This window comes from Streptomyces sp. 8K308, assembly GCF_004348315.1.
GTDB lineage: Bacteria > Actinomycetota > Actinomycetes > Streptomycetales > Streptomycetaceae > Streptomyces.
In genome coordinates, this window is sequence record NZ_SMKC01000107.1 from 1 (window position 1) to 19,867 (window position 19,867).

At 73.5% G+C, this 19,867-nt stretch carries 19 protein-coding genes and 2 pseudogenes; 8 read left to right on the forward strand and 13 right to left on the reverse strand.

The window, feature by feature from the left end:
* The 3 genes and pseudogenes from E1265_RS16830 to xylB form a co-directional block, all read right to left on the reverse strand.
* Positions 1-243: pseudogene (locus tag E1265_RS16830) on the reverse strand (hypothetical protein); the annotation flags it as partial.
* Between the two features lie 118 nt (positions 244-361).
* Positions 362-1,573 (reverse strand): ROK family transcriptional regulator, encoded by a 1,212-nt coding sequence (locus tag E1265_RS16835; protein ID WP_243740859.1) that lies wholly within the window; start codon positions 1,571-1,573, stop codon positions 362-364.
* 19 nt (positions 1,574-1,592) lie between these two features.
* Entirely contained in the window at positions 1,593-3,026 is a 1,434-nt protein-coding gene (gene xylB / locus E1265_RS16840; RefSeq protein ID WP_132931131.1) for a xylulokinase, read from the reverse strand.
* Between the two features lie 141 nt (positions 3,027-3,167).
* On the opposite strand from xylB, the gene xylA reads away from it, so the two are divergent.
* Positions 3,168-4,340 (forward strand): xylose isomerase, encoded by a 1,173-nt coding sequence (xylA, locus tag E1265_RS16845; protein WP_132931132.1) that lies wholly within the window; start codon positions 3,168-3,170, stop codon positions 4,338-4,340.
* A gap of 34 nt (positions 4,341-4,374) precedes the next feature.
* Here xylA and E1265_RS16850 read toward each other — a convergent pair whose 3' ends face one another.
* Positions 4,375-5,394 carry a LacI family DNA-binding transcriptional regulator gene (locus E1265_RS16850; protein ID WP_243740860.1) on the reverse strand — a complete coding sequence of 340 codons (1,020 nt, stop codon included), beginning with the start codon at positions 5,392-5,394 and terminating at the stop codon, positions 4,375-4,377.
* Between the two features lie 270 nt (positions 5,395-5,664).
* Between E1265_RS16850 and E1265_RS16855 the strand changes: the two genes are divergently transcribed.
* A complete protein-coding gene (locus E1265_RS16855; protein WP_132931134.1) occupies positions 5,665-7,257 on the forward strand; it encodes a glycoside hydrolase family 43 protein in 1,593 nt (530 codons plus the stop codon).
* A 98-nt stretch (positions 7,258-7,355) separates the two neighbouring features.
* Complete coding sequence (locus tag E1265_RS16860) at positions 7,356-8,810, forward strand: RICIN domain-containing protein (RefSeq protein ID WP_132931135.1); 1,455 nt, start codon at positions 7,356-7,358, stop codon at positions 8,808-8,810.
* 28 nt (positions 8,811-8,838) lie between these two features.
* On the opposite strand, the gene E1265_RS16865 is transcribed toward E1265_RS16860, so the two are convergent.
* From E1265_RS16865 to E1265_RS16885, 5 genes are all read right to left on the reverse strand, one after another.
* Positions 8,839-9,795, reverse strand: coding sequence for an EamA family transporter (locus E1265_RS16865; RefSeq protein ID WP_132931136.1), 957 nt, complete (start codon positions 9,793-9,795; stop codon positions 8,839-8,841).
* A 239-nt stretch (positions 9,796-10,034) separates the two neighbouring features.
* Positions 10,035-10,841, reverse strand: coding sequence for an alpha/beta hydrolase (locus E1265_RS16870; protein WP_132931137.1), 807 nt, complete (start codon positions 10,839-10,841; stop codon positions 10,035-10,037).
* Between the two features lie 68 nt (positions 10,842-10,909).
* Positions 10,910-12,106, reverse strand: coding sequence for an ROK family protein (locus E1265_RS16875; protein ID WP_132931138.1), 1,197 nt, complete (start codon positions 12,104-12,106; stop codon positions 10,910-10,912).
* A gap of 1 nt (position 12,107) precedes the next feature.
* Complete coding sequence (locus tag E1265_RS16880; RefSeq protein WP_132931139.1) at positions 12,108-12,407, reverse strand: hypothetical protein; 300 nt, start codon at positions 12,405-12,407, stop codon at positions 12,108-12,110.
* Positions 12,408-12,538: 131 nt separating this feature from the next.
* On the reverse strand, positions 12,539-13,519 hold the full coding sequence (locus E1265_RS16885) for a TerC family protein (RefSeq protein ID WP_132931140.1): 981 nt from the start codon (positions 13,517-13,519) through the stop codon (positions 12,539-12,541).
* 273 nt (positions 13,520-13,792) lie between these two features.
* Here E1265_RS16885 and E1265_RS16890 point away from each other — a divergent pair, with 273 nt between their 5' ends.
* On the forward strand, positions 13,793-14,929 hold the full coding sequence (locus tag E1265_RS16890; protein WP_132931141.1) for an MFS transporter: 1,137 nt from the start codon (positions 13,793-13,795) through the stop codon (positions 14,927-14,929).
* Here the strand turns inward: E1265_RS16890 and E1265_RS39130 are convergent.
* Positions 14,913-15,926, reverse strand: coding sequence for a glycoside hydrolase family 95-like protein (locus E1265_RS39130; protein ID WP_243740861.1), 1,014 nt, complete (start codon positions 15,924-15,926; stop codon positions 14,913-14,915). The two genes, E1265_RS16890 and E1265_RS39130, sit on opposite strands and share 17 nt — an antisense overlap.
* 30 nt (positions 15,927-15,956) lie before the next feature.
* On the opposite strand from E1265_RS39130, the gene E1265_RS39135 reads away from it, so the two are divergent.
* Entirely contained in the window at positions 15,957-16,112 is a 156-nt protein-coding gene (locus tag E1265_RS39135) for a hypothetical protein (RefSeq protein ID WP_243740862.1), read from the forward strand.
* 354 nt (positions 16,113-16,466) lie between these two features.
* On the opposite strand, the gene E1265_RS40715 is transcribed toward E1265_RS39135, so the two are convergent.
* The 3 genes and pseudogenes from E1265_RS40715 to E1265_RS16900 all read right to left on the reverse strand — a co-directional run bounded on the left by E1265_RS40715 (position 16,467) and on the right by E1265_RS16900 (position 17,720).
* Positions 16,467-16,604, reverse strand: a complete 138-nt coding sequence (locus tag E1265_RS40715) for a hypothetical protein (RefSeq protein WP_347877207.1) — start codon at positions 16,602-16,604, stop codon at positions 16,467-16,469.
* Positions 16,605-16,827: 223 nt separating this feature from the next.
* Positions 16,828-17,211, reverse strand: a pseudogene (locus tag E1265_RS40720) (glycoside hydrolase N-terminal domain-containing protein); the annotation flags it as partial.
* Positions 17,212-17,267: 56 nt separating this feature from the next.
* On the reverse strand, positions 17,268-17,720 hold the full coding sequence (locus E1265_RS16900; RefSeq protein WP_243740864.1) for an ATP-binding protein: 453 nt from the start codon (positions 17,718-17,720) through the stop codon (positions 17,268-17,270).
* Between the two features lie 139 nt (positions 17,721-17,859).
* Here E1265_RS16900 and E1265_RS16905 point away from each other — a divergent pair, with 139 nt between their 5' ends.
* The 3 genes from E1265_RS16905 to E1265_RS16915 form a co-directional block, all read left to right on the forward strand.
* Positions 17,860-18,726 (forward strand): helix-turn-helix transcriptional regulator, encoded by an 867-nt coding sequence (locus E1265_RS16905; protein ID WP_132931142.1) that lies wholly within the window; start codon positions 17,860-17,862, stop codon positions 18,724-18,726.
* 3 nt (positions 18,727-18,729) lie between these two features.
* Positions 18,730-18,966 (forward strand): DUF397 domain-containing protein, encoded by a 237-nt coding sequence (locus E1265_RS16910; protein WP_132931143.1) that lies wholly within the window; start codon positions 18,730-18,732, stop codon positions 18,964-18,966.
* Positions 18,967-19,063: 97 nt separating this feature from the next.
* Positions 19,064-19,867 (forward strand): SAM-dependent methyltransferase (locus E1265_RS16915; RefSeq protein WP_243740865.1); only part of this gene is annotated, 804 nt, incomplete at its 3' end.

Consider the following 19,867-nt stretch of genomic DNA (forward strand, 5'->3'; position numbering starts at 1 on the left):
GGGCTCGGGCGGCGGGCTGGGACAACCCGGCGGCCACCAGGGCGGTAACGGGAGCCAGACGCAGAGGCAGATGCCGTGCCGGACGGCGGGACCCTCCGGGGCGGCCGGCGGGCAGTCGGGGAACGACCGGGCGGCCACCGGCTCGGCGGCCACCGCGGGCGCGGCCGGCCCGGCTATGCCGGCGGCGGCCAGCAGCGCGGCGACGCCGGCCCCGGCCAGGCGAGTGCGCTGCGCGAGGTTCACGAGGTGATCCTGCGCGCCGGGCGTGCGGCACACCGGGTGGTCACGCTGTTTTCCCTCGATGGGGTGAAAACCGAGGCCGAGAGGATTGCCGGCCGCCGTGCCGGTTCTCGCCATCGGCTCAGCCGCGCAGTAGCCGGGCCGGCTCGTCGAGGGCGGCCCGCACTGTGAATCCGGCCGCGCCGAGCAGCGGCCCGTCGGGCCCGAGCGGCGAGGCGGTCACCGGCACCGGGGTGGCGCGGCCACCGGCGGCCACGCTCGTGCGGCGGGCCAACTCCCGGTTCACCGGCGGCAGCAGCCAGGGCGCGAGCCTGGCCAGCGATCCGCCGATCACCACCTGCCGCGGGTCGAGCAGGTTGACCGCGCCGGACAGCGCGATGCCCAGCGCGGTGCCGGCCTGCCGCACCGCCCGCAGGGCGCCGGCGTCGCCCGCCTCGCAGCGCGCCGTGAGGGCGCCGAGCCGCACCCCGGGGCCCGGCTCGAGACCGGCCGCCCGCAGCACCGCCTCCTCGCCGGCGTAGGCCTCCAGGCAGCCGCGCCCGCCGCAGGAGCAGGGCCGGCCCTCGGGTCGCACCGGGACGTGCCCGAGTTCGCCGGCGAACCCGTGGGCGCCGCGCAGCAGTCGCCCCTCCACCACCACCGCGGCACCGATCCCGATCTCGGCCGACACGTGCACGAAGCTGTGCGGCACCCCGGACTCACGCGCCGACCACAGCTCGGCCAGGGCGCCGAGGTTCGCCTCGTTCTCCACCGTGACCGGGCCGAGGTCGGCGGGCAGGCCGGCCGCGAGGTCGGTGTCCCGCCAGCCGAGGTTGGGGGCCATCAGCAGCTTGGCGCGGTCCGCGTCCTGGTCGCGGGCCAGCAGCCCGGGCACGGCGACGGTCAGCCCGGCCGGCCGCAGCCCGGCCCTGGCCGCGTCGCGCACGGCGGCACGCAGCATCCCCGACAGCGTGGCCAGCACGGCGGGCGGCTCGCTGCCCTGGTTGCGCAGCTCCTGGCCGATCCTGACCCGCACCCGGCCCCGCAGGTCCATCACGGCCACGGCCAGGTGGTCGACGCCGATCTCCGCGCCGACCCCGCACGGACCCCGGTCGGTGAGCACCAGCTGGGTGCCGGGGCGGCCGACCGCGCCCGACCGCCCGGGGCCGCGCTCGAGGAGCAGGTCGCCACGCAGCAGCTCGTCCACCAGGGTGGAGACGGCGGCCCTGGTCAGCCCGATCCGGGCGGCGACCTCGGCCCGGGAGAGCGGCCCGTCGGAGGCCAGGGCGTGCAGCACCCGGGAGAGGTTGCGCCGCCGCATCTCGGACTGCGACTGGGGGGCTGGCTGGGCCATCGCGGATCCTCGTAACCCTTCAGGGGCGCCGGAGCAGCGCGTCGGCGTCGGCCAGCGTGGCGGCCAGCCGGTCGAGTGCCGCCTCGTCGCGCTCGACCGGGTCGAACGCCGGGCCCGCCGTGGTGTCCCAGTCCCTGGCCACCGCCGCCGGATCGCGGCCGAGCAGCAACCCGGCGGCCTGGGCGGCGGCGCCGAGCGCCACCAACTCGTCGGCCACCGGCACCCGCACCGCCCGCCCGGAAAGCCGGCGCACGGTCTCCCGCCAGGCGGTGCCCCGGGCGCCGCCGCCGATCAGCACGATCGGCTCGGCCGGGTCGGCGTCCTCGTCCAGGACCAGGTCGAGGGCGCGCAGCAGGGCGAACACGGCGCCGTCGTAGGCGGCCTGGAGCAGCTGCCCGGCCGAGGTGTCGTGGCGCAGGCCGTGCACGAGCCCGGAGGCGTAGGGCAGGTCCGGGGTGCGCTCGCCGTCGAGGAAGGGCAGCACCACGGCCTGGCCGCCGGGCGCCACGGCCTCGCGGTCGAGGCCGAGCAGGGCCGCGATCCGATCCACGGCCTGGGTGCAGTTGAGGGTGCAGGCCAGTGGCAGCCAGCCGCGCCAGGCGTCGGCGAAGCCGGCGACGATGCCGCTGGCGTCGGTCGGGCGGCGCTCGCTGACGGCGTAGACGGTGCCCGAGGTGCCCAGGCTCAGGGCCGGCCGGCCGGGCGCCAGGCCGAGGCCGAGCGCGCCCGCCATGTTGTCGCCGGTGCCGGCGGCGACCAGGATGCCCTCGGGCAGCGGCAGCCCGGAGCGCACCGTGCCGGCCGCCTCGCCGGCGCCGACGACCCGGGGCAGCAGGGCGGGGTCGAGGCCGACGCGCGCCAGGATCTCCTCGTCATAGCTCTCGGTCGCCGTCGACCACCAGCCGCTGCCTGAGGCGTCGCCGCGGTCCGTCGTGCCGCCGTGCGTCTCCTGGCCGGTCAGCTTGCCGGTCAGGTAGTCGTGGGGGAGCCGCACCGCCCGGGTCGCGGCGGCCGCCGCGGGCTCGTGCTCGCGCAGCCAGGCCCACTTGGTGACGGTGAACGAGGTGGGCGGCACGCTGCCGACACGCTCGGCCCAGGCCGCGGGACCGCCGAGCTCGTCGATCAGCCGGTCCCGCTGCGGTGCGGAACGGGTGTCGTTCCACAGCAGCGCGTTGCGTACCGGCCGCCCCTCGTCGTCCAGCGTCACGAGGCCGTGCTGCTGCCCGGCCACCGCGACGGCGGCCGCCTCCGCGACGGCGGGGCCGCACTGCTCGAGCGCGGCGGTGAGCGCCCGCCACCACTGCTCGGGATCGCTGTCGTGCTCGGCCGTCACCACGTGCGGGGCCTGGCCGCGTGCCACCACGGAACCGGTCGCGCTGTCGACGACCAGCGCCTTGGTGGACTGCGTGGAACTGTCCACGCCGATGACGAGGGGTCCGTCCGGTGCCGCCATGAGCGCGGTCCTCTCTGCGGGTGGGATGCCGCGGGTCCGATACCGCGGGTCGAAATGCCGGGTGGGGGCTTCCACCACGGGCCAGTGCATACTAATTTGTTAACGGCCATGACGAAATAGCTGGGGAACCGAGGAGCCGCCATGTCATACGAACCCACCCCCGACGACAAGTTCAGCTTCGGCCTGTGGACCGTGGGCTGGCAGGGCCGCGACCCGTTCGGCGACGCCACCCGCCCGGCCCTCGACCCGGTGGAGTCCGTCAACCGACTCGCGGAACTCGGCGCCTGGGGCGTCACCTTCCACGACGACGACCTGATCCCCTTCGGCTCCTCCCAGACCGAGCGCGAGGGCGTCGTCAAGCGCTTCCGGCAGGCGCTCGACGCCACCGGGATCACCGTCCCGATGGTCACTACCAACCTCTTCACCCACCCCGTCTTCAAGGACGGCGCCTTCACCGCCAACGACCGCGACGTGCGGCGTTACGCGCTGCGCAAGACGCTGCGCAACATCGACCTGGCGGCCGAGCTCGGCGCCGAGACCTTCGTCGCCTGGGGCGGCCGGGAGGGCGCCGAGTCCGGCGGTGCCAAGGACGTGCGCGCCGCGCTCGACCGCTTCAAGGAGGCCTTCGACCTGCTGGCCGACTACGTGGTCGAGCAGGGCTACAACCTGCGCTTCGCCCTGGAGCCCAAGCCCAACGAGCCGCGCGGCGACATCCTGCTGCCGACCGTGGGGCACGCGCTCGCCTTCATCGAGCGTCTCCAGCGGCCCGAACTCTTCGGCGTCAACCCGGAGGTCGGCCACGAGCAGATGGCCGGCCTCAACTTCCCGCACGGCATCGCGCAGGCGCTGTGGGCCGGCAAGCTCTTCCACATCGACCTCAACGGGCAGAACGGCATCAAATACGACCAGGACCTGCGCTTCGGCGCCGGTGACCTGCGCTCCGCCTTCTGGCTGGTCGACCTCCTGGAGTCGGCCGGCTACCAGGGCCCGCGCCACTTCGACTTCAAGCCGCCGCGCACCGAGGACTTCGACGGGGTCTGGGCCTCCGCCGCCGGCTGCATGCGCAACTACCTGATCCTCAAGGAGCGCGCCGCCGCCTTCCGCGCCGACCCGGCCGTCCAGGACGCGCTGCGCGCCGCCCGGCTGGACGAGCTGGCCAGGCCCACGCTGGAGCCCGGCGAGACCGCCGCCACGCTGCTCGCCGACCGAAGCGCGTTCGAGGAGTTCGACGTGGACGCGGCCGCCGCGCGCGGGATGGCCTTCGAGGCGCTCGACCAGCTGGCGATGGACCACCTGCTCGGCGCGCGCGGCTGACCGCCGCCCCCGAATCGCCCGCTCCCCCGGCCGGTCAGGTCGGGGGAGCGGTGCTGTTCCGCACCACGAGGCGGGTGGACAGCTCAGTGCGCACCCCCTCTGGCCGGTCGCCGTCCATCATCCGGCGCAGCAGCCGCAGCGCGGTGGCCGCCATCTCCGCCAGCGGCTGCCGCACCGTGGTCAGCCCCGGGACCGACCAACGGGCCTGCGGGAGATCGTCGAACCCCACCACGCTGACGTCCCCGGGCACCCGCAGGCCGTGCTCGCGCGCCGCCTGGCAGACCCCGAGCGCCATCTGGTCCGAGCAGGCGAACACCGCGGTGGGCGGCTCTGGGAGCGCGAGCAGCTCCCGCATCCGCTGGTGCGCGACGGCCTCGTTGAAGTTGCCGTGGCGCACGTACTCGGGCGGCACCCGCAGCCCGGCCGCCGCCATCGCGGACCGGAAGCCGGCGACGCGGGCGCTGCTGCACATCTTCCGGCGGTAGCCGCCGATCACGGCGATCCGCCGGTGCCCGAGCTCGAGCAGGTGCTCCGTGGCGCTGACCCCGCCCTGCCAGTTGGTGGCGCCGACCGAGGGCACCCCGGGCGGCGGGTCGAGCACCGGGTCGATCATCACATAGGGAATCCGGTGCTGGTCGAGCCACGCGTACTGGGTGGCGTTGAGCTCCGCCAGGTTGAACAGCACCCCTGCCGTGCCCCTGGCGCACAGCTTGTCGAGCCAGCCGCGCTCCGGCCGGCCGCCGCGCGTCCGTACCAGCGCCGCCGAGACCACCACGCCGATGCCGGCGTCGTGCGCCGCCTCCTCGACGCCGTGCAGCACCGCGCCCGACCAGGGGTCGTCGAGCCGGTGCACCACCAGGTCGATCAGGGCCGGCGGCCGGTCGGGCGTGAACCGCGGGCGCCGCACATAGCCGAGACGGTCGAGCACCTCGGTGACCCGACGGCGGGTCTCCGGGGCCACGTCCTCGCGGCCGTTGGCCACCTTGGAGGCGGTGGGCACCGAGACGCCGGCCTCCCTGGCGACCACGGCCAGGGTCGGACCCCCGGTCCGCAAGGGACGATCCATCGGCATTCCCCTTTCGCCGTGTGCCGCCTCGAAAGTTTCGGATGTCGGCCGTCGACCGGTCGAAACGTTGACCCGATAGCAAGCGCTTCCTACGTTAGGGGCGGGGCGCGCCACTGTGAAGTACCGCAGCCGTGGAACGGCCGTCACCAGGCGTTCCGCGCCGCGCCCCGGAGAATTCGAAGGCCTCGCGCCCGAGTCGCCGCGGGCCGGTCGGCCCGACATCCGCGCACCCGCGTACCCGGAGGGAAAACGTTCCTCATGACCGCAGGTCACCTCGTCAATCCCGTGCTGCCCGGCTTCCACCCGGACCCGAGCGTCGTGCGGGTCGGCCCGGACTACTACCTGGCCACCTCGAGCTTCGAGTGGTACCCCGGCGTGCCCCTGCACCACTCGACCGACCTCGTCACCTGGCGGCTCATCGGGCACGCGCTCGACCGCCCGGTGCTGCCCGACCTGCGCGGCGTCCCCGACTCCGGCGGGGTCTGGGCGCCCTCGCTCGCGCACCACGACGGCAGGTTCTGGCTCGTCTACAGCGTCGTGCGCACCGTCGGGCGGCCCTACAAGGACGTCGACAACTACCTCGTCACCGCACCAGACGTCACGGGACCGTGGTCCGAACCCGTCCACCTCAACTCCTCCGGGTTCGACCCCTCCCTCTTCTTCGACGAGGACGGTCGGATCTGGCTCCTCAACATCCAGTGGGACCACCGGGCCGGCCAGCCGGCCTTCGGCGGCATCGTGCTCCAGGAGTACGACCCGGCGAGCCGCGCGCTCACCGGCGAGCCACGCGTCGTGCTGCGCCACGACGAGCTGATCGAGGGACCCAACCTCTACCGGCGCGACGGCTGGTACTACCTGATGCTCGCCGAGGGCGGCACCGGCTGGAACCACGGCATCGCGGTGGCCCGCGCCCGCGCCCTCACCGGCCCCTGGGAGTGGGACCCCGCGGGGCCGCTGCTCACCACCAGGGACGACGAGACGCAGCCGCTGCTGAAGGCCGGCCACGGCGAGCTGGTGAGCACCCCGGACGGCGAGTGGTTCCTCGCCCACCTGGCCTCGCGGCCGCTGGACACCCCCGAGGGCCGGCGCTGCGTACTGGGCCGGGAGACCTGCCTGCAGCGGGTCGAATGGGCGGTGGACGGCTGGCCGCGCCTGGCCGGCGGCGGCCACCACCCACGGCTCACCGTGCCGGCCCCCGCCGCGGCCGGAGGAGCGCGCCCGGCCCCGCGGGGTCCGCTGCGCGACGACTTCGACGGACCGCGGCTCGACCCGGAGTGGGTGGCGCCGCGGGTGCCCGTCGAGGAGAGTTGGCTGACGTTGACCGCGCGCCCCGGCTGGCTGCGGCTCCACGGCAGGCAGAGCCCGCGCTCGCTGTTCGACCAGTCGCTGATCGCCCGCCGACTCACTACCACGCGGGTCGAGTTCACCACCCGGCTCGACCACCGGCCCGGGCACTTCTCCCAACTCGCCGGCCTGGTCTGCTGGTACGACACCGGCACCCACTACTACCTGCGCTCCACCCATGTCGAGGGCCGGGGCCGGGTGCTCGGGCTGCTGATCGCCGACGCCGACGCGCACGCGGAGCCGGCGGACGCCGAGCTCGACACCGACGATTGGCCGGGTCTTCACCTCAGGGCTCGCTTCGAGGACGCCGAACTCCGCTTCTTCGCCTCGCCGGACGCGACGGACTGGCGCCAGGTCGGCCCGGCTCTCGACGCCACCAGGCTCTCCGACGACTACGGGCCCAAGCTCCGCTTCACGGGGGCCTTCGTGGGCCTGTGCGCCCAGGACCTCGGGGGCACCCGGCGGCCGGCGGACTTCGCCTGGTTCGAGGAGCGGCCGCTCGACTGACGAGTCCGGCGGCGGGCGGGGGCGCGGAACGCTTTCGAAAGTTGTCGGCGCCGCCCGGGGACTGCCCGCCGAGTGGCCCGACACCTAGCGTTGTGGGCATGCCAACTCTGCGTGTGCTGCGAACGATCTGGCTGCTCGCCGCGGCGCTCTGCCTCGGCCTGCTCGCCCCCCTGCTGACCGCGCCGGCCGCCCAGGCCGCGCCGGTCTCCATCCTGAACGGCACCCAGTTCACCGACCCCAACGGCGACCCCGTGCACGCCCACGGGGGCGGCGTGCTCAGGGTGGGTCAGTACTACTACTGGGTCGGCGAGAACCGGCAGACGGAAAGCAACGCCTTCCGCTACGTCTCCGCCTACCGCTCGACTGACCTGCGGAACTGGGAGTTCCGCAACCACGTCCTGACCCAGAGCACCCACCCCGAGCTCCAGTCGGCCAACATCGAGCGGCCCAAGGTCGTCTACAACCGGGCCACCGGGCAGTTCGTGATGTGGATGCACAAGGAGAACGCCCAGGACTACAGCGAGGCCAGGGCCGCCGTCGCCGTGTCCGACACGGTGGACGGCGACTACACCTGGCGGGGCAGCTTCCGCCCGCTCGGCCACATGTCCCGCGACATCACCGCCTTCGTGGACGACGACGGCACCGGCTACATGGTCTCCGCGGCGCGGGAGAACTACGACCTCCACATCTACCGGCTGACCCCCGACTACACGGCCGTCGAGAGCCTGGTCGCCAACCCCTGGCCGGGCGGCCACCGGGAGGCCCCCGCGCTCTTCAAGCGCGACGGCGTCTACTTCATGCTCACCTCGGGCGCCACCGGCTGGTCGCCCAACCAGCAGCAGTACGCCACCTCCATCAGCCTGGCCAGCGGCTGGAGTGCGATGCGGAACGTCGGCGACGCCACCGCCTTCGGCTCCCAGACCGCCTATGTCCTCCAGATCCAGGGCACCGCCGGCACCTCGTACCTCTACCTCGGCGACCGCTGGGGCAACTCCTTCGGCGGCCGGGTCAACGACTCGCGGTACGTTTGGCTGCCGCTCACCTTCCCCGACAGCCGCTCGCTCAGCATGGGTTGGGCGCCTGAGCTGACCATCGACACGGCCGCGGGCACCGTGCGCGGCATCGGCGGCCCCTACCAGACGCTGACCGCCAGACACTCGGGCAAGTGCCTCGACATCCCGAGCCAGTCGCATGCCATCGGCCAGCAGTTGGCCCAGTACACCTGCAACGGCGGCGGCAACCAGCGGTTCTGGCCGCGCGACGCGGGCGGCGGCTACGTCCAGCTGGTGACCAGGCACAGTTCGCTGTGCCTGGCTGCCTCCGGCGGCTCGACGGCCGCCGGCGCCGCGGTGGTGCAGACCGCGTGCGGCGGCGGCCAGGAGCAGCAGTGGCGGATCACGGACACCGGCGACGGCCACGTCAGGATCGCGGCCAGGCACAGCGGCCTGTGCCTGGACGTCTCCGACGAGTCCACCGCGGACAGCGCCCGGCTGATCCAGTACGCGTGTTCGGCGACCGCCACCCACCAGCAGTTCCGCCGGACCACGGTCTAGGAGCCGGCGCGGCGGCGGTCGCGCCGGGTCAGCGTCGGCGGACGGTGAGGACGAAGAGTCCGGCCACCACCAGGCCGATGCCGGCCCAGGCCGCCGCGCCGAGCCGCTCGCCGACCACGGCGACCCCGAGCACCGCGGCCACCACCGGCTCGAAGAGCGAGAGGGTGGTCGCGGTGCTCGCCGACACCCGGGCCAGGCCCGCGCCGAACAGCACGTACGCCAGGCACATCGGTATCAGGGCCAGGTACGCGATCACGGCCACGCCGCGCGCCGAGCCGGCCAACTGGCCGCCGGTGACGGCGAACACCGGGAGGAGCACCAGGGTGGCGAGGCCGAAGAGCGCGCCCATCGCGCCGCGCGACGGGTGTCCCTGCCCGATGATCCGCGCCGCGCAGTAGGTGTAGGCGGCGTAGCCGACGCCCGCCAACAGCCCGAGCGCCACGCCCGCCTGCACCCGGTCGTCGCCCGCGGTGTCGGCGGCGCCGTCCCCGGTGAACACCAGGGCCGCGCAGCCGACGGCCGCCGCGGTGGTGGCTGCCAGCCAGCGCCGGGTCAACCGGACGCCGTCCAGCAGCCGTTCGAGCAGCGCCGCGAACATCGGAGCGCTGCCGACGCTCACGACCGTGCCGACCGCGACGCCGGTCCAGGCCATCGAGGTGTAGAAGCTGAGCGGGTAGGCCACCACGCCCAGTGCGCCGAACAGCACGTAGGGCAACACCGCGCGCCCGCCGCGCAGCACGGTGAGCGTGCGGCGGGCCGCGATCGCGACGGTCAGCAGGCCGCCGAACCCCATGGTGGCGGCGCCCACGGCCAGCGGCGAGGCGCCGGCGGGCGCGAGGTTGGCGACCGTGCCGGTGGTGCCCCACAGGGCGCTGGCGCCGAGGACCAGCGCCGGCCCGGCATGGGTGCGACGCCCGGCGGCGGGCCTGCCGACGTCGACGGGGGAGACGTGGGTGGGGGAGGGGTGGGAAGAGGAAGTGCTCATGGTCAGACGCGTCCAACTCCATTGAGGTCCGTCGAGGGAGAGTCGAGGGAGATCAGCGGAGGGCGCGCCGAGACGCCCGGCCGGCCACGGTCTCGGGCCGACTGGAATCACACGTTGCCGCGCGCCCTCAGTGGGCGGCCGGCGGCGGGGTGACGCGGTGCCAGTAGTCGGATCGCATGACCAGAGCATAGCCGCCGTGGGCCGTCGCGTGACCAGGGGACGGCGTCCGCGGCCGGAGGCTAGCCGATCCCGGACCAGTCACGGATCAGCGCCGCCAGCTCGGCCGGGCGCTCCTCGTGGAGGTAGTGGCCCAGGCCCTCCCACAACACCACGCGAGAGCGGGCGTCCCGCAGTGTGGCGCGCTCCCAGGCGGCCGCCGCGGCGGAGTTGTGGACGGCGAGCACGGGACAGCGCCGGCGGCGCAGGTATGCCTCGGACGCCGGGCGCAGCCCGAAGGCGTCGGGCGTCAGGTACATCGCCTCCCGGTAGCGGAACAGCACCTCGGGGTCCATGGCGGCCATCAGCCGCTCGTGCCGCTCCCGCAGCCCCGGCGGGCCGTCCCCGGTGAAGGCGCCGCGCACGAAGCCCACCGCCCAGGCCGTCCCCGCGCGGCGGAGCGCCGCCTGCTCGGCCGGCAGCCGCCCGGCCTCGGCCGCGTCCCCGCCATAGGCGGCGGCGACGGACACCACCGACCGCACCAGACCGGGGTGCTCGACGGCCAGCGCGGTGACCACCTGACCGCCCAACGAATGGCCCACCGCTACCACGGGGCCGACGCCGGACGCCCGCAGCCAGGCGGCCAGATCCGCCGCCGCGGCGCGGGGCGAGCAGCGGTCGAGCCGGGCCGGCGAGCGGCCGTGACCCGGCAGGTCGGGCACCAGCACCCGATGGCGCGGGGCGAGCGACGGCAGCAGCGGCGTCCAGTCCTCGCCGTCCGCGCCCCAGCCGTGCACCAGCAGCAGCGGCGGCCCGTGCCCCGTGGGCGGGGGCCCGGTGTCCACCGCGTGCGGCCGGAACGCGCCCTCTGACTCGGAGACGGGCGGCATGGCGGCTCCCCTCGACTACGTGGAAAACGTTTGCTGTTCGCGCCGGCAGCCTACCCGGTTGGGGAAGCTCAGCCGCGTGCTCCGGCGGCGGGGGTGAGCGCGCCCTCCAGCGCGAAGGTCGCGGCGCCCAGGCTCACCGGGTTGGCGGTGATCGGGCTCAGCAGGATCTCGACGGCCGCCGAGGGGCGGGGCAGCGCGTGGACGGCGACGGCCGGGCGCACCTCGTCGAGCAGCCGCCGGCCGAGCCGGCGGGCGACCCAGCCGGTCAGGATGACCACCTCGGGGTCAAGCAGGTTCACCAGGTCCCCGATGGCGGCGCCCAGGCAGTGGGCGGTGCGCCGCAGAGCCGCCTCGGCGGTCGGGTCGCCGCTGTCGAGGGCACCGGCGAGCGCGTCGACGGCGGCCGTCTGGTCGCCGCCGCCGAGCAGCGCGCCGCGCGGATCCAACTCGGCGACGGTGCGCATGATGCCGGGGGCGCCGACATAGGTCTCGACGCAGCCGCGCCGGCCGCAGTGGCAGGGCCGACCGTCGAGCACCAGCGTGGTGTGCCCCCACTCGCCGGCGCTGTTGGAGGCGCCGCGGTGCACACCGCCGCCGAGCGCCAGGCCGGCGCCCACACCGGTGCCGAGATTGACCACCACGGCGTCGTCCCGGCCGCGGGCCGCGCCGAACCACAGCTCGGCGACCATGCAGGCCCGCATCGGGTTGTCCAGGTAGAGCGGGTAGGGAACGTGCTCGGCGAGCAGGGCGAGCAGCGGTACCTCGTGCCAGTCCCAGTTGGCCGCGAAGACCGAGACCCCGCCCTCCCGGTCCACCATCCCCGGCATGCTGATCCCGGCGCCGAGCACCCGCCGCCCGGCGGCCGCCCGCTCCATGGCGGCGCGCATGACGCCCGCGATGCGGCGCACCGCGCGGTCGGGGGCACCGTCCTCGGGGGTCAACTCCTCGTGGGCGCGGCCCAGCACGCGCAGCGCCAGGTCCACGACCTCCACGTGCACATAGGTCTCGGCGACGTCGACGCCGACGAGCGCGCCGCCCGCCGCGTCGACCGCGAGCAGCCCGCGCGGTCGGCCGCCGGACCCCTCGAAGCCGGCCTCGACCAGCAGGCCGAGTTCGAGCAACTCGCCGACCAGCGTGGCCACCGTGGCCGGGCTCAGGCCGGTGGCCCTGGCCAGCGCGGGCCGTGAGACCGGTGACGCGGCGATGACGTGCCGCAGCAGGAGATAACGGTTGGCCGTGCGGATGTCGCGTGAGGTCCGCTTCACCTCACTCTCCGCCGTCGTCCTTGCCCTTCCTGCGGAACCAGCGCCGTTTCCACGAACGCCCCGGGCGCTGCCGCCGCCGGCCCGAGCCGAATATCCAGCCGGCCGGTGGCTCGTCCGAGCGCCAGGGCTGCGGCGCGGGTGCCTCCCGCTTCCACCGCTCGTTGAGCATCCGGGTGCGCGCCGAGGGCTCCTTGACCTCGGCGCCGCGCACGAAGCTCTCGTCGAGGACGAGGTCGTCCCACTCGTCGCGCTCCGGGTCGCCGTCGCGCGGCTCGCCCTGGCCGCCGGGCTCCCTGCTCATGGGCTTCCTCCCGTCCACACCGTCGGTGCGGCGCATGACAACACATACAACGCTCCCCGGGGCCCCGGTGTTCCGGGGCCCCGGGGGAGCACGGTCCGCCACGGTACCGAAGTCCGGGCGGTGGGGGAGGGCTAGGCCCCCGGCGTCTTCACCGGCTCGTCGCTCTCGTCGTTCTGGTTGCGCGAAGCGTAGAGGCTGGTGGCGGTGGTCACGGCCAGGACGCCGACGATGACGCCGAGCGAGACCGGGGTGCTGATCTCGGGCACGTGGACGCCGGACTCGTGCAGGGCGTGCAGCACCAGCTTGACGCCGATGAAGCCCAGGATGACCGAGAGGCCATAGGAGAGGTGGACCAGCTTCTTCAGCAGGCCGCCGATGAGGAAGTACAGCTGACGCAGGCCCATCAGCGCGAAGGCGTTGGCCGTGAAGACGATGTACGGGTCGTCGGTGAGGCCGAAGATGGCGGGGATGGAGTCGAGCGCGAACAGGATGTCCGTGCTGCCGATCGCCAGCATCACGATCAGCATCGGGGTGATCAGCCGGCGGCCGTTCTCCCGGATGAACATCTTGGTGCCGTGGTACTGGTCGGTGGCCGGGAACCGGCGCTCGACCATCTTGAGGAAGCGGTTCTCCTCGTACTCCTCTTCCTCCTCGTCGCTGCGGGCTTCCTTAATCAGCTTCCAGGCGGTCCAGATGAGGAAGGCGCCGAAGATGTAGAACACCCAGGAGAAGGTCGAGATCATCGCCGCGCCCGCCGCGATGAAGGCGGCCCGCAGGACCAGGGCGATGAGCACGCCGATCAGCAGCACCCGGGCCTGGTACTGGGTGGGCACCGCGAACTTCGTCATGATCAGCACGAAGACGAAGAGGTTGTCCACGCTCAACGACTTCTCGGTGATGTAGCCGGCGAAGAACTCGCTGCCCGCGTCACCGCCACCGAAGACGATCAGTCCGACGCCGAACAGCACCGCGAGGACCACCCAGACGATGGTCCAGGTGCCTGCCTCCCGGAGGGACACCTCATGGGGCTTGCGCCCGAAGAAGAAGTCCACCGCGATGAGTGCGCAGAGCACCACCACGGTGAGCACCCACATGGTCAACGAGACGTCCACTGACTGATCCTCCGGTTCGGGTCGGCTTCCGCCGCTTGCGTTGGTAAAGGGAACCAAAGCGAGCTTAAAGGAAGGGTAAAGCAGCCTCGCGAGTGGCCGACGTCACTGTTCGCCGGCACCGCCTCGCGCGAGGGAAAACCCCATGTCCCCCGCTCGATCCGGCGGGCATGATCACTCAATATGGAGTCATCTTCCGCGGGACTGCGGATATATCGGGACATTTTCCGCGTACCTGGGGTCGGAGGGTTCGTCACGGCGAGCCTGATCGGTCGGATGCCGATGTCCATGCTGTCGCTGGCCACTGTGTTCCTTGTCACGGAGGTCACCGGCAGCTACGCCACGGCGGGTGCGGTCTCCGCGGCCGGCGCGCTGTGTTTCGCCCTCCTCGTTCCCCAACTCGGCTACGCCATCGACCGTCTCGGGCAGCGGCGGGTGCTGCGCCCGCTCGCGCTGGTCTTCGGAGCCGCCGGGCTGCTGTTCGTGCTCGCGGCCCAGGCAGACGCGCCGGTCTGGCTGCTGTTCGTCACCGGAGCGCTCTTCGGCGCCTCGATGCCGCCGCTCGGTGCCATGGTGCGGGCCCGCTGGAGCCATCTGGCCGGCGCCGACCCGAGCGGCACGCTGCTGAGGTCCTCCTACTCCTTCGAGTCGGTGCTCGACGAGATGATCTTCGTCGTCGGGCCGCTGCTGGTCTCGGCCGTGGTGCTGCTGCACCCCTCGGCCGGGGTGGTCGCCGTCTCCGTCTTCGGCCTCGTCGGCGGCCTGTTGCTGGCCGCCCAGCGGCGCACCGAGCCGCCGGTGCTGCCGCCGCGCGCCACCACGACCCGAGCGCTCGCCGTGCCCGGGCTGCGGCTGATGTGCGCGGCCTACCTCTGCGTCGCCGGCATGTTCGCCGGCTGGGAGCTGAGCACCATCGCCTTCGTGGACGAGCACGGCAGCGCCTGGATGGTCGGCGCCGTCATGGCCACCTACGCGCTCGGCAGCGCCGTCGGCGGCCTCTGGTACGGGGCGCGGAACTGGCGCTTGCCGCTCGACCGCCGCTTCCTGCTGGCGCTGGCCGCCGTGGTGGCCGGCATCGGCCCGCTCTGGGCCATGCCAGGCGTGGCCGCACTGTGGGCGTTCTCCGTGTTCTCCGGCTTCCTGATCGCGCCCACCGTGATCGCCGCGTACAGCCTGGTGCGCGAGGGCGTGCCGCCCGAGACACTGACCGAGGGCATGACGTGGATGTCCACCGCCGTAGGGCTCGGCAAGGCGCTCGGCGTGTTGGTCGCCGGCCTGGTGATCGAGTCGCACGGCGCGCGTTGGGGCTACGCGTTCACCGTGGGCTGCGGCCTGCTGGCGCTGGCCATCGCGGCGAGCGGCTTCCGCCAGCTGCGCGCGATGGCCGTCGCCAACCTCACCCGAGCGGCCTGAGCAGGTACTCTCCGCCGGCCTCCGCGGTGAACTCCACGACGCCGGGGACCGGCCTGGTCAGCGCCGGTGGGCCACTGTCGGCCCCCACCACCGCCAGGTCGTGGGCGGCGGCCACCCTGACCGGGCCGTCAAAGCCGGCGAGGAGGCGCGCCTCGGTCAGGCGCCCGGCGGCCCAGGCCAGGTCGACCTCGAAACCGCCCCTGGCCCGCAGCCCGCGCACCCGCCCCTCGGGGACGGCGCCGGGCAGCGCGGGCAGCAGCCGCAGCTCGCCCGTGTGGCTCTGCAACAGCCACTCCCCGATCCCCGCGGTGGCGCCGAAGTTGCCGTCGATCTGGAAGGGCGGGTGCAGGTCGAGCAGGTTGGGCGCGGTCCGCTCCGGCGTCAGCTGGTCGGTCAGCAGCTTGAAGGAGCGGTCGCCCTCGGCCAGCCGGGCCCAGAAGTTGATCTTCCAGCCGAGTGACCAGCCGGTGCTGGCGTCGCCGCGCTGCTCAAGCGTGGTGCGGGCGGCCCGGAACAGCTCCGGGGTGTCCCGGGTGATCTGCGCGCCCGGGTGAGGCCGTACAGGTGCGACACGTGCCGGTGGTGCCGCTCGGGGGGCGATCGCGTCCCAGTCGTGCTGCCACTCCTGCAACTGCCCCTGGGTGTCGATCCGCATGGGCGGCAGCCGGTCCGCGGCCGCCGCCTCGGCGCGCAACCCCCGCTCACCATCCAGGAGTTCACCGGCGACGACCGCGGAGAACAGGTCGCGGAGGATCTGCGCGTCCATCGTCGGGCCGGCGCACAGCGTGCCGCCCTCGCCCGGGTGGTGCTCGTTCTCCGGGGAGACGGAGGGACAGGTGACCAGGGCGCCGGTGGTGGGGTCCTCGACCAGCGTGTCGAGGAAGAATCGGGCGGCCTCGGCCAGCACCGGGTAGCGCCGGCGCAGCGCCGCCGTGTCGCCCGTGAACCTGTGGTGCTCCCAGACGGCGAGGGCGAGCAGGCGCCACCGGTCGGCCACCTGCCCCAGGGCGCGCCGTCCACCGGGGCGGTGCCACGCCAGCCGTCGGTGTTGTGGTGGGCCACCCAGCCGCGGGCGCCGTACGCGTTCCGCGCCGTGCGCGCGCCGGCCACCCGCAGCTCGTCGAGGAGCGTGAACAGCGGCTCCCAGCAGTCGAGCAGGTTGGCGGGCGCCGCCGGCCAGTAGTTCATCTCGGTGTTGATGTTGATGGCGTACTTGGAGCCCCACAGCGGGTCCGTGAGGTCGTTCCACAGCCCCTGGAGATTGGCCGGCTGGGTGCCCGCGCGTGAGCTGGCGATCAGCAGGTAGCGGCCGTACTGGAAGTAGAGCGCCGCCAGTTGGGGATCGTCGCCGCCGGCGAAGCCGGCCACCCGCTCGTCGGTCGGCAGGGCGGCCGCCGGGGTGGCCGGTATCCGGAGGTCGGCGCGGTCGAACAGCGCGGCGTGGTCCGCCACATGGCGCGACCTGAGCCGCTCGTGGCCGAGCCGACCGGCCGCCGCGAGGTCGCGGCCCGCCCGTTCGTCCGGATCCCCGCTCACATCAGCGCCAGCCCACATAGCTGGTGCCGGCGGCGATCAGCAGGGTCGCCGCGTCCGCGCCGGTCACCCGCAGCACGCCGTCCTCGGACGTCACCTCGCCGCCCCGGCAGCGCACCCCGGCCAGCGCGGTGAACGGCACCGCGCCCGGCTCGCCGCCACCCGCCCCGCCCCGCCCCGCCCGGCGAGCTGGATCGTCGTGGCGTCGGCGAGGAGACGCCGGTGATCAGCGGCCCGCCGAAGGTCGCGGTGAAGGAGACGGAGCCCGGCGGTCGGCGGTCAGGCGCACCACGATCACCTGGTCGGGGGGCGCTGGCGAAAGCCTCCCGCCGGTGCCGGACGCCGCCGCTCGTGAACTCCACGGTGTGCAGCGCCTCGGCCAGGTTGAGCCGGCGCCGGTAGTCGGAGACCGCGTCGAGGCCGGGGAACTCCAGGCGGATCCCGCCCATGGTCTGGAACTGGGCCTGGCTGGCCGGCACGCCGAGGAAGTCGGCGTCCACGAGCCGCCGGGCCGCGCCCCAGTAGCCGGCGAACACCAGCCGACGGATCTCCGGCAGGGCCTGCCGGGCGCGGGGGTTGTCGTAGTCGTGCGGGGCGCCGGCCCAGAGCGTGTCCTCGTTGAGTCTGAGCTCCTCCACGGCGGTTCCGCCGTACACCATCGCGCCGAGCCGGCCGTTGCCGATGGGCAGTGCCTCGAGCCACTCGCGCGCGGGCCGCGGGTACCACCGGTGGTGCGGGGTCGAACTCATGGTGTGCGGGCCCCTCTCGACGGACGGCGCGGGGCGTGGCCCCAACTCTGCCGTCCTCAGGCGGCCGGCACCAGCGGCAGGTCGGCCCACACCACGTGGCCACGGCCGTCGTCCCGAGGTCGCACTCCCCAGACGCTCGCCAGCGCGCACACGAGAAGTAGCCCCCGTCCGCCTTCCTCCTGTGGTCCCGCGAGGGTTGGCGCGTTCCGCGGGCCGATGCCGTCGCTTGCCACCGCCACCCGCAACAGGCCGCCGAGGAGCTCGAGTTCGCAGCCCACCGACTCGCTCTCGGTGTGCCGCAGCGCGTTGGTCACGAGCTCAGAGATCACCAGCTGGGCGTTGTCGCAGGTGTCCAGGGACGTCCGCCACTCGATGAGCTGGTGTCGGGTGCGTCTTCGCGCCTCGGCGGGCGAGGTCTCGGTCGCCGGCAGGCGGAACCGGACGCGGCCGCGCGGCGGTGCGACGTCGTCGTGACGCTCCACGGACTGGGCGCGCGAGTAGGGAGGCACCGTACTACTGTGCGGCTGTGCCTCTCATCCGGCAAGAGGCATCCTGCAAATTACAGAACAGTTGGTATCAGTCTGTTGCATCCGCTGCACGCATGGCAGACTTCTTTGGCGTCGGCGGTGGTTGGAGGGGTGGGCCCAGGTGTTGGGTGGACAGGCGAGCGGGGCGGCGACCGCTCTCCGGCTCGTGCTCGGCAGGCGTCTCCAGGACCTGCGGGAGGCGGCCGGCCTCTCGTTCGAGGAGGCCGCCAGAGCCCTGGACGTCACCCACGCCACCATCCGCCGGATGGAGAAGGCCCAGGTGGGCCTGAAGGTGCCGTACGTCGAGAAGCTGCTGCGGATCTACGGCCTGACCGAGCAGGACGAGATCGAGCATTTCCTCGCCCTCGTCAGGGAGGCCAACCAGCCCGGCTGGTGGCACCGTTACCGCGACGTCCTGCCCGACTGGTTCAGCGCCTTCGTGAGCCTGGAGTCCGAGGCCGACCAGATCCGCGCCTACGAACCGCACTACGTTCCCGGCCTGTTGCAGACGGAGGCATACGCCACCGCCGTGCTGCGCGCCGGCATGCCGCACGCGCCGGACCCGGAGATCGAGCGACTGGTCGCGTTGCGCCTGACCCGGCAGGAGCTGCTCACCCGCGACCGGCCGCCGCTGCTGTGGATCGTGGTCGACGAGACGGTGCTGCGGCGCCCCATCGGTCCGCCCACCGTGCTGCGCGGCCAGATCGACCGGCTGATCGAGGCGACCGGGCTACCGCGGGTGCGGCTCCAGGTCATGCCGTTCTCCGCCGGGCTGCACCCCGCGATGTACGGGCCCTTCCACCTCTTCCGGTTCCCGCTGCCCGAGCTGCCCGACGTCGCGTGCGCGGAGAGCCTGGTCGGGGCCCACTACTTCGACCAGCGCGACGACGTCTCGGCCTTCCGGGAGGCGCTGGACCGGATGTGCGCGCAGGCCGCGCCGGTGCACCGCACTGAGGCCATCCTCAGTGAGATTCGCAAGGAGATCTGAACCATGGATCGCATTTACAACGGCATGCCCGCCGCCCAACTCGGGGCGGACGGTTGGCGGAAGCCATGGAGTGGGGGGAACGGTGGCAGCTGTGTGGAGGCGATGGTGCTCGGAGACGGACGGGTCGCGCTGCGGCAGTCCACCGACCCCGAGGGGCCCGCGTTGATCTGCTCGCGGCACGAGATCGAGCGGTTCATCGAGGGCGTGAAGTCCGGGGAGGCCGACTTCCTGCTGGTGTGATCACCGGTGGGAGATGAAGCCGCGGTGTCCGCGCACGGGGGGCACGGGCACCGCGGCTGGGGGGACGAGACACAGGGACGAGGACACGGAGCACGGTGTGGACCAAGACGGATTTTCCGCCGAGCAGATAGACACCAGCCGGCCGCACCCGGCCCGGATGTACGACTACTACCTGGGGGGTCAGGACAACTACGAGGTCGACCGCACCGCCGCCGAGCGGGTCATCAAGCTGCTGCCCGACATCAGGCTGGCGGCCAGGGAGAACCGCAGCTTCATGCACCGGGCCACCCGGGCCGTGGTGAGCCGCGGCGTCCGGCAGATCATCGACATCGGCACCGGGATCCCCACCTCGCCCAACACCCACGAGGTGGCCAGGGACGTGGCGCCCGACGTCCGGATCGCCTATGTCGACAACGACCCGATCGTCTCCACCTACGCCGGGGCCAAGCTCACCAACGAGGGCAACGCGGGCTTCGTCCTCGCCGACCTGCGCGACCCCGAGGCGCTGCTGCGCCACCCGGCGGTCGCCGACCTCATCGACTTCGACCAGCCGGTGGCGCTGCTGCTGGTCGCGATCCTGCACTTCGTCGAGGACGGCGAGGACCCGGCCGGCATCGTGAAGACGCTGACCGAGGCCCTGCCCAGCGGCAGCTACCTGGTGCTGAGCCACGCCACCCACGACTTCCACGACGCCCGGCAGCTGGCGGCCGTCCGGGACATCTACAAGAACGCCACCGCCACCCTGACGCTGCGCCCGCGCGAGCGGGTGGCCGCCTACTTCGACGGGTTCGAACTGCTCGCACCCGGCCTGGTGCAGCCGCCGTTCTGGGCCCCCGAGGCTCCGGTGCCCAACGACCCGGTGCTCCGCGGGCTCGGCTTCTACTGCGGCGTGGGCGTCAAG

Bases quoted from the DNA above. Each gene is read 5' to 3' on its own strand.
- E1265_RS16835 (WP_243740859.1), bottom strand. From the start codon at position 1,573: ATGGCCCAGCCAGCCCCCCAGTCGCAGTCCGAGATGCGGCGGCGCAAC.
- xylB (WP_132931131.1), bottom strand. From the start codon at position 3,026: ATGGCGGCACCGGACGGACCCCTCGTCATCGGCGTGGACAGTTCCACG.
- xylA (WP_132931132.1), top strand. From the start codon at position 3,168: ATGTCATACGAACCCACCCCCGACGACAAGTTCAGCTTCGGCCTGTGG.
- E1265_RS16855 (WP_132931134.1), top strand. From the start codon at position 5,665: ATGACCGCAGGTCACCTCGTCAATCCCGTGCTGCCCGGCTTCCACCCG.
- E1265_RS16860 (WP_132931135.1), top strand. From the start codon at position 7,356: ATGCCAACTCTGCGTGTGCTGCGAACGATCTGGCTGCTCGCCGCGGCG.
- E1265_RS16865 (WP_132931136.1), bottom strand. From the start codon at position 9,795: ATGAGCACTTCCTCTTCCCACCCCTCCCCCACCCACGTCTCCCCCGTC.
- E1265_RS16870 (WP_132931137.1), bottom strand. From the start codon at position 10,841: ATGCCGCCCGTCTCCGAGTCAGAGGGCGCGTTCCGGCCGCACGCGGTG.
- E1265_RS16880 (WP_132931139.1), bottom strand. From the start codon at position 12,407: ATGAGCAGGGAGCCCGGCGGCCAGGGCGAGCCGCGCGACGGCGACCCG.
- E1265_RS16890 (WP_132931141.1), top strand. From the start codon at position 13,793: ATGCCGATGTCCATGCTGTCGCTGGCCACTGTGTTCCTTGTCACGGAG.
- E1265_RS16910 (WP_132931143.1), top strand. From the start codon at position 18,730: ATGGATCGCATTTACAACGGCATGCCCGCCGCCCAACTCGGGGCGGAC.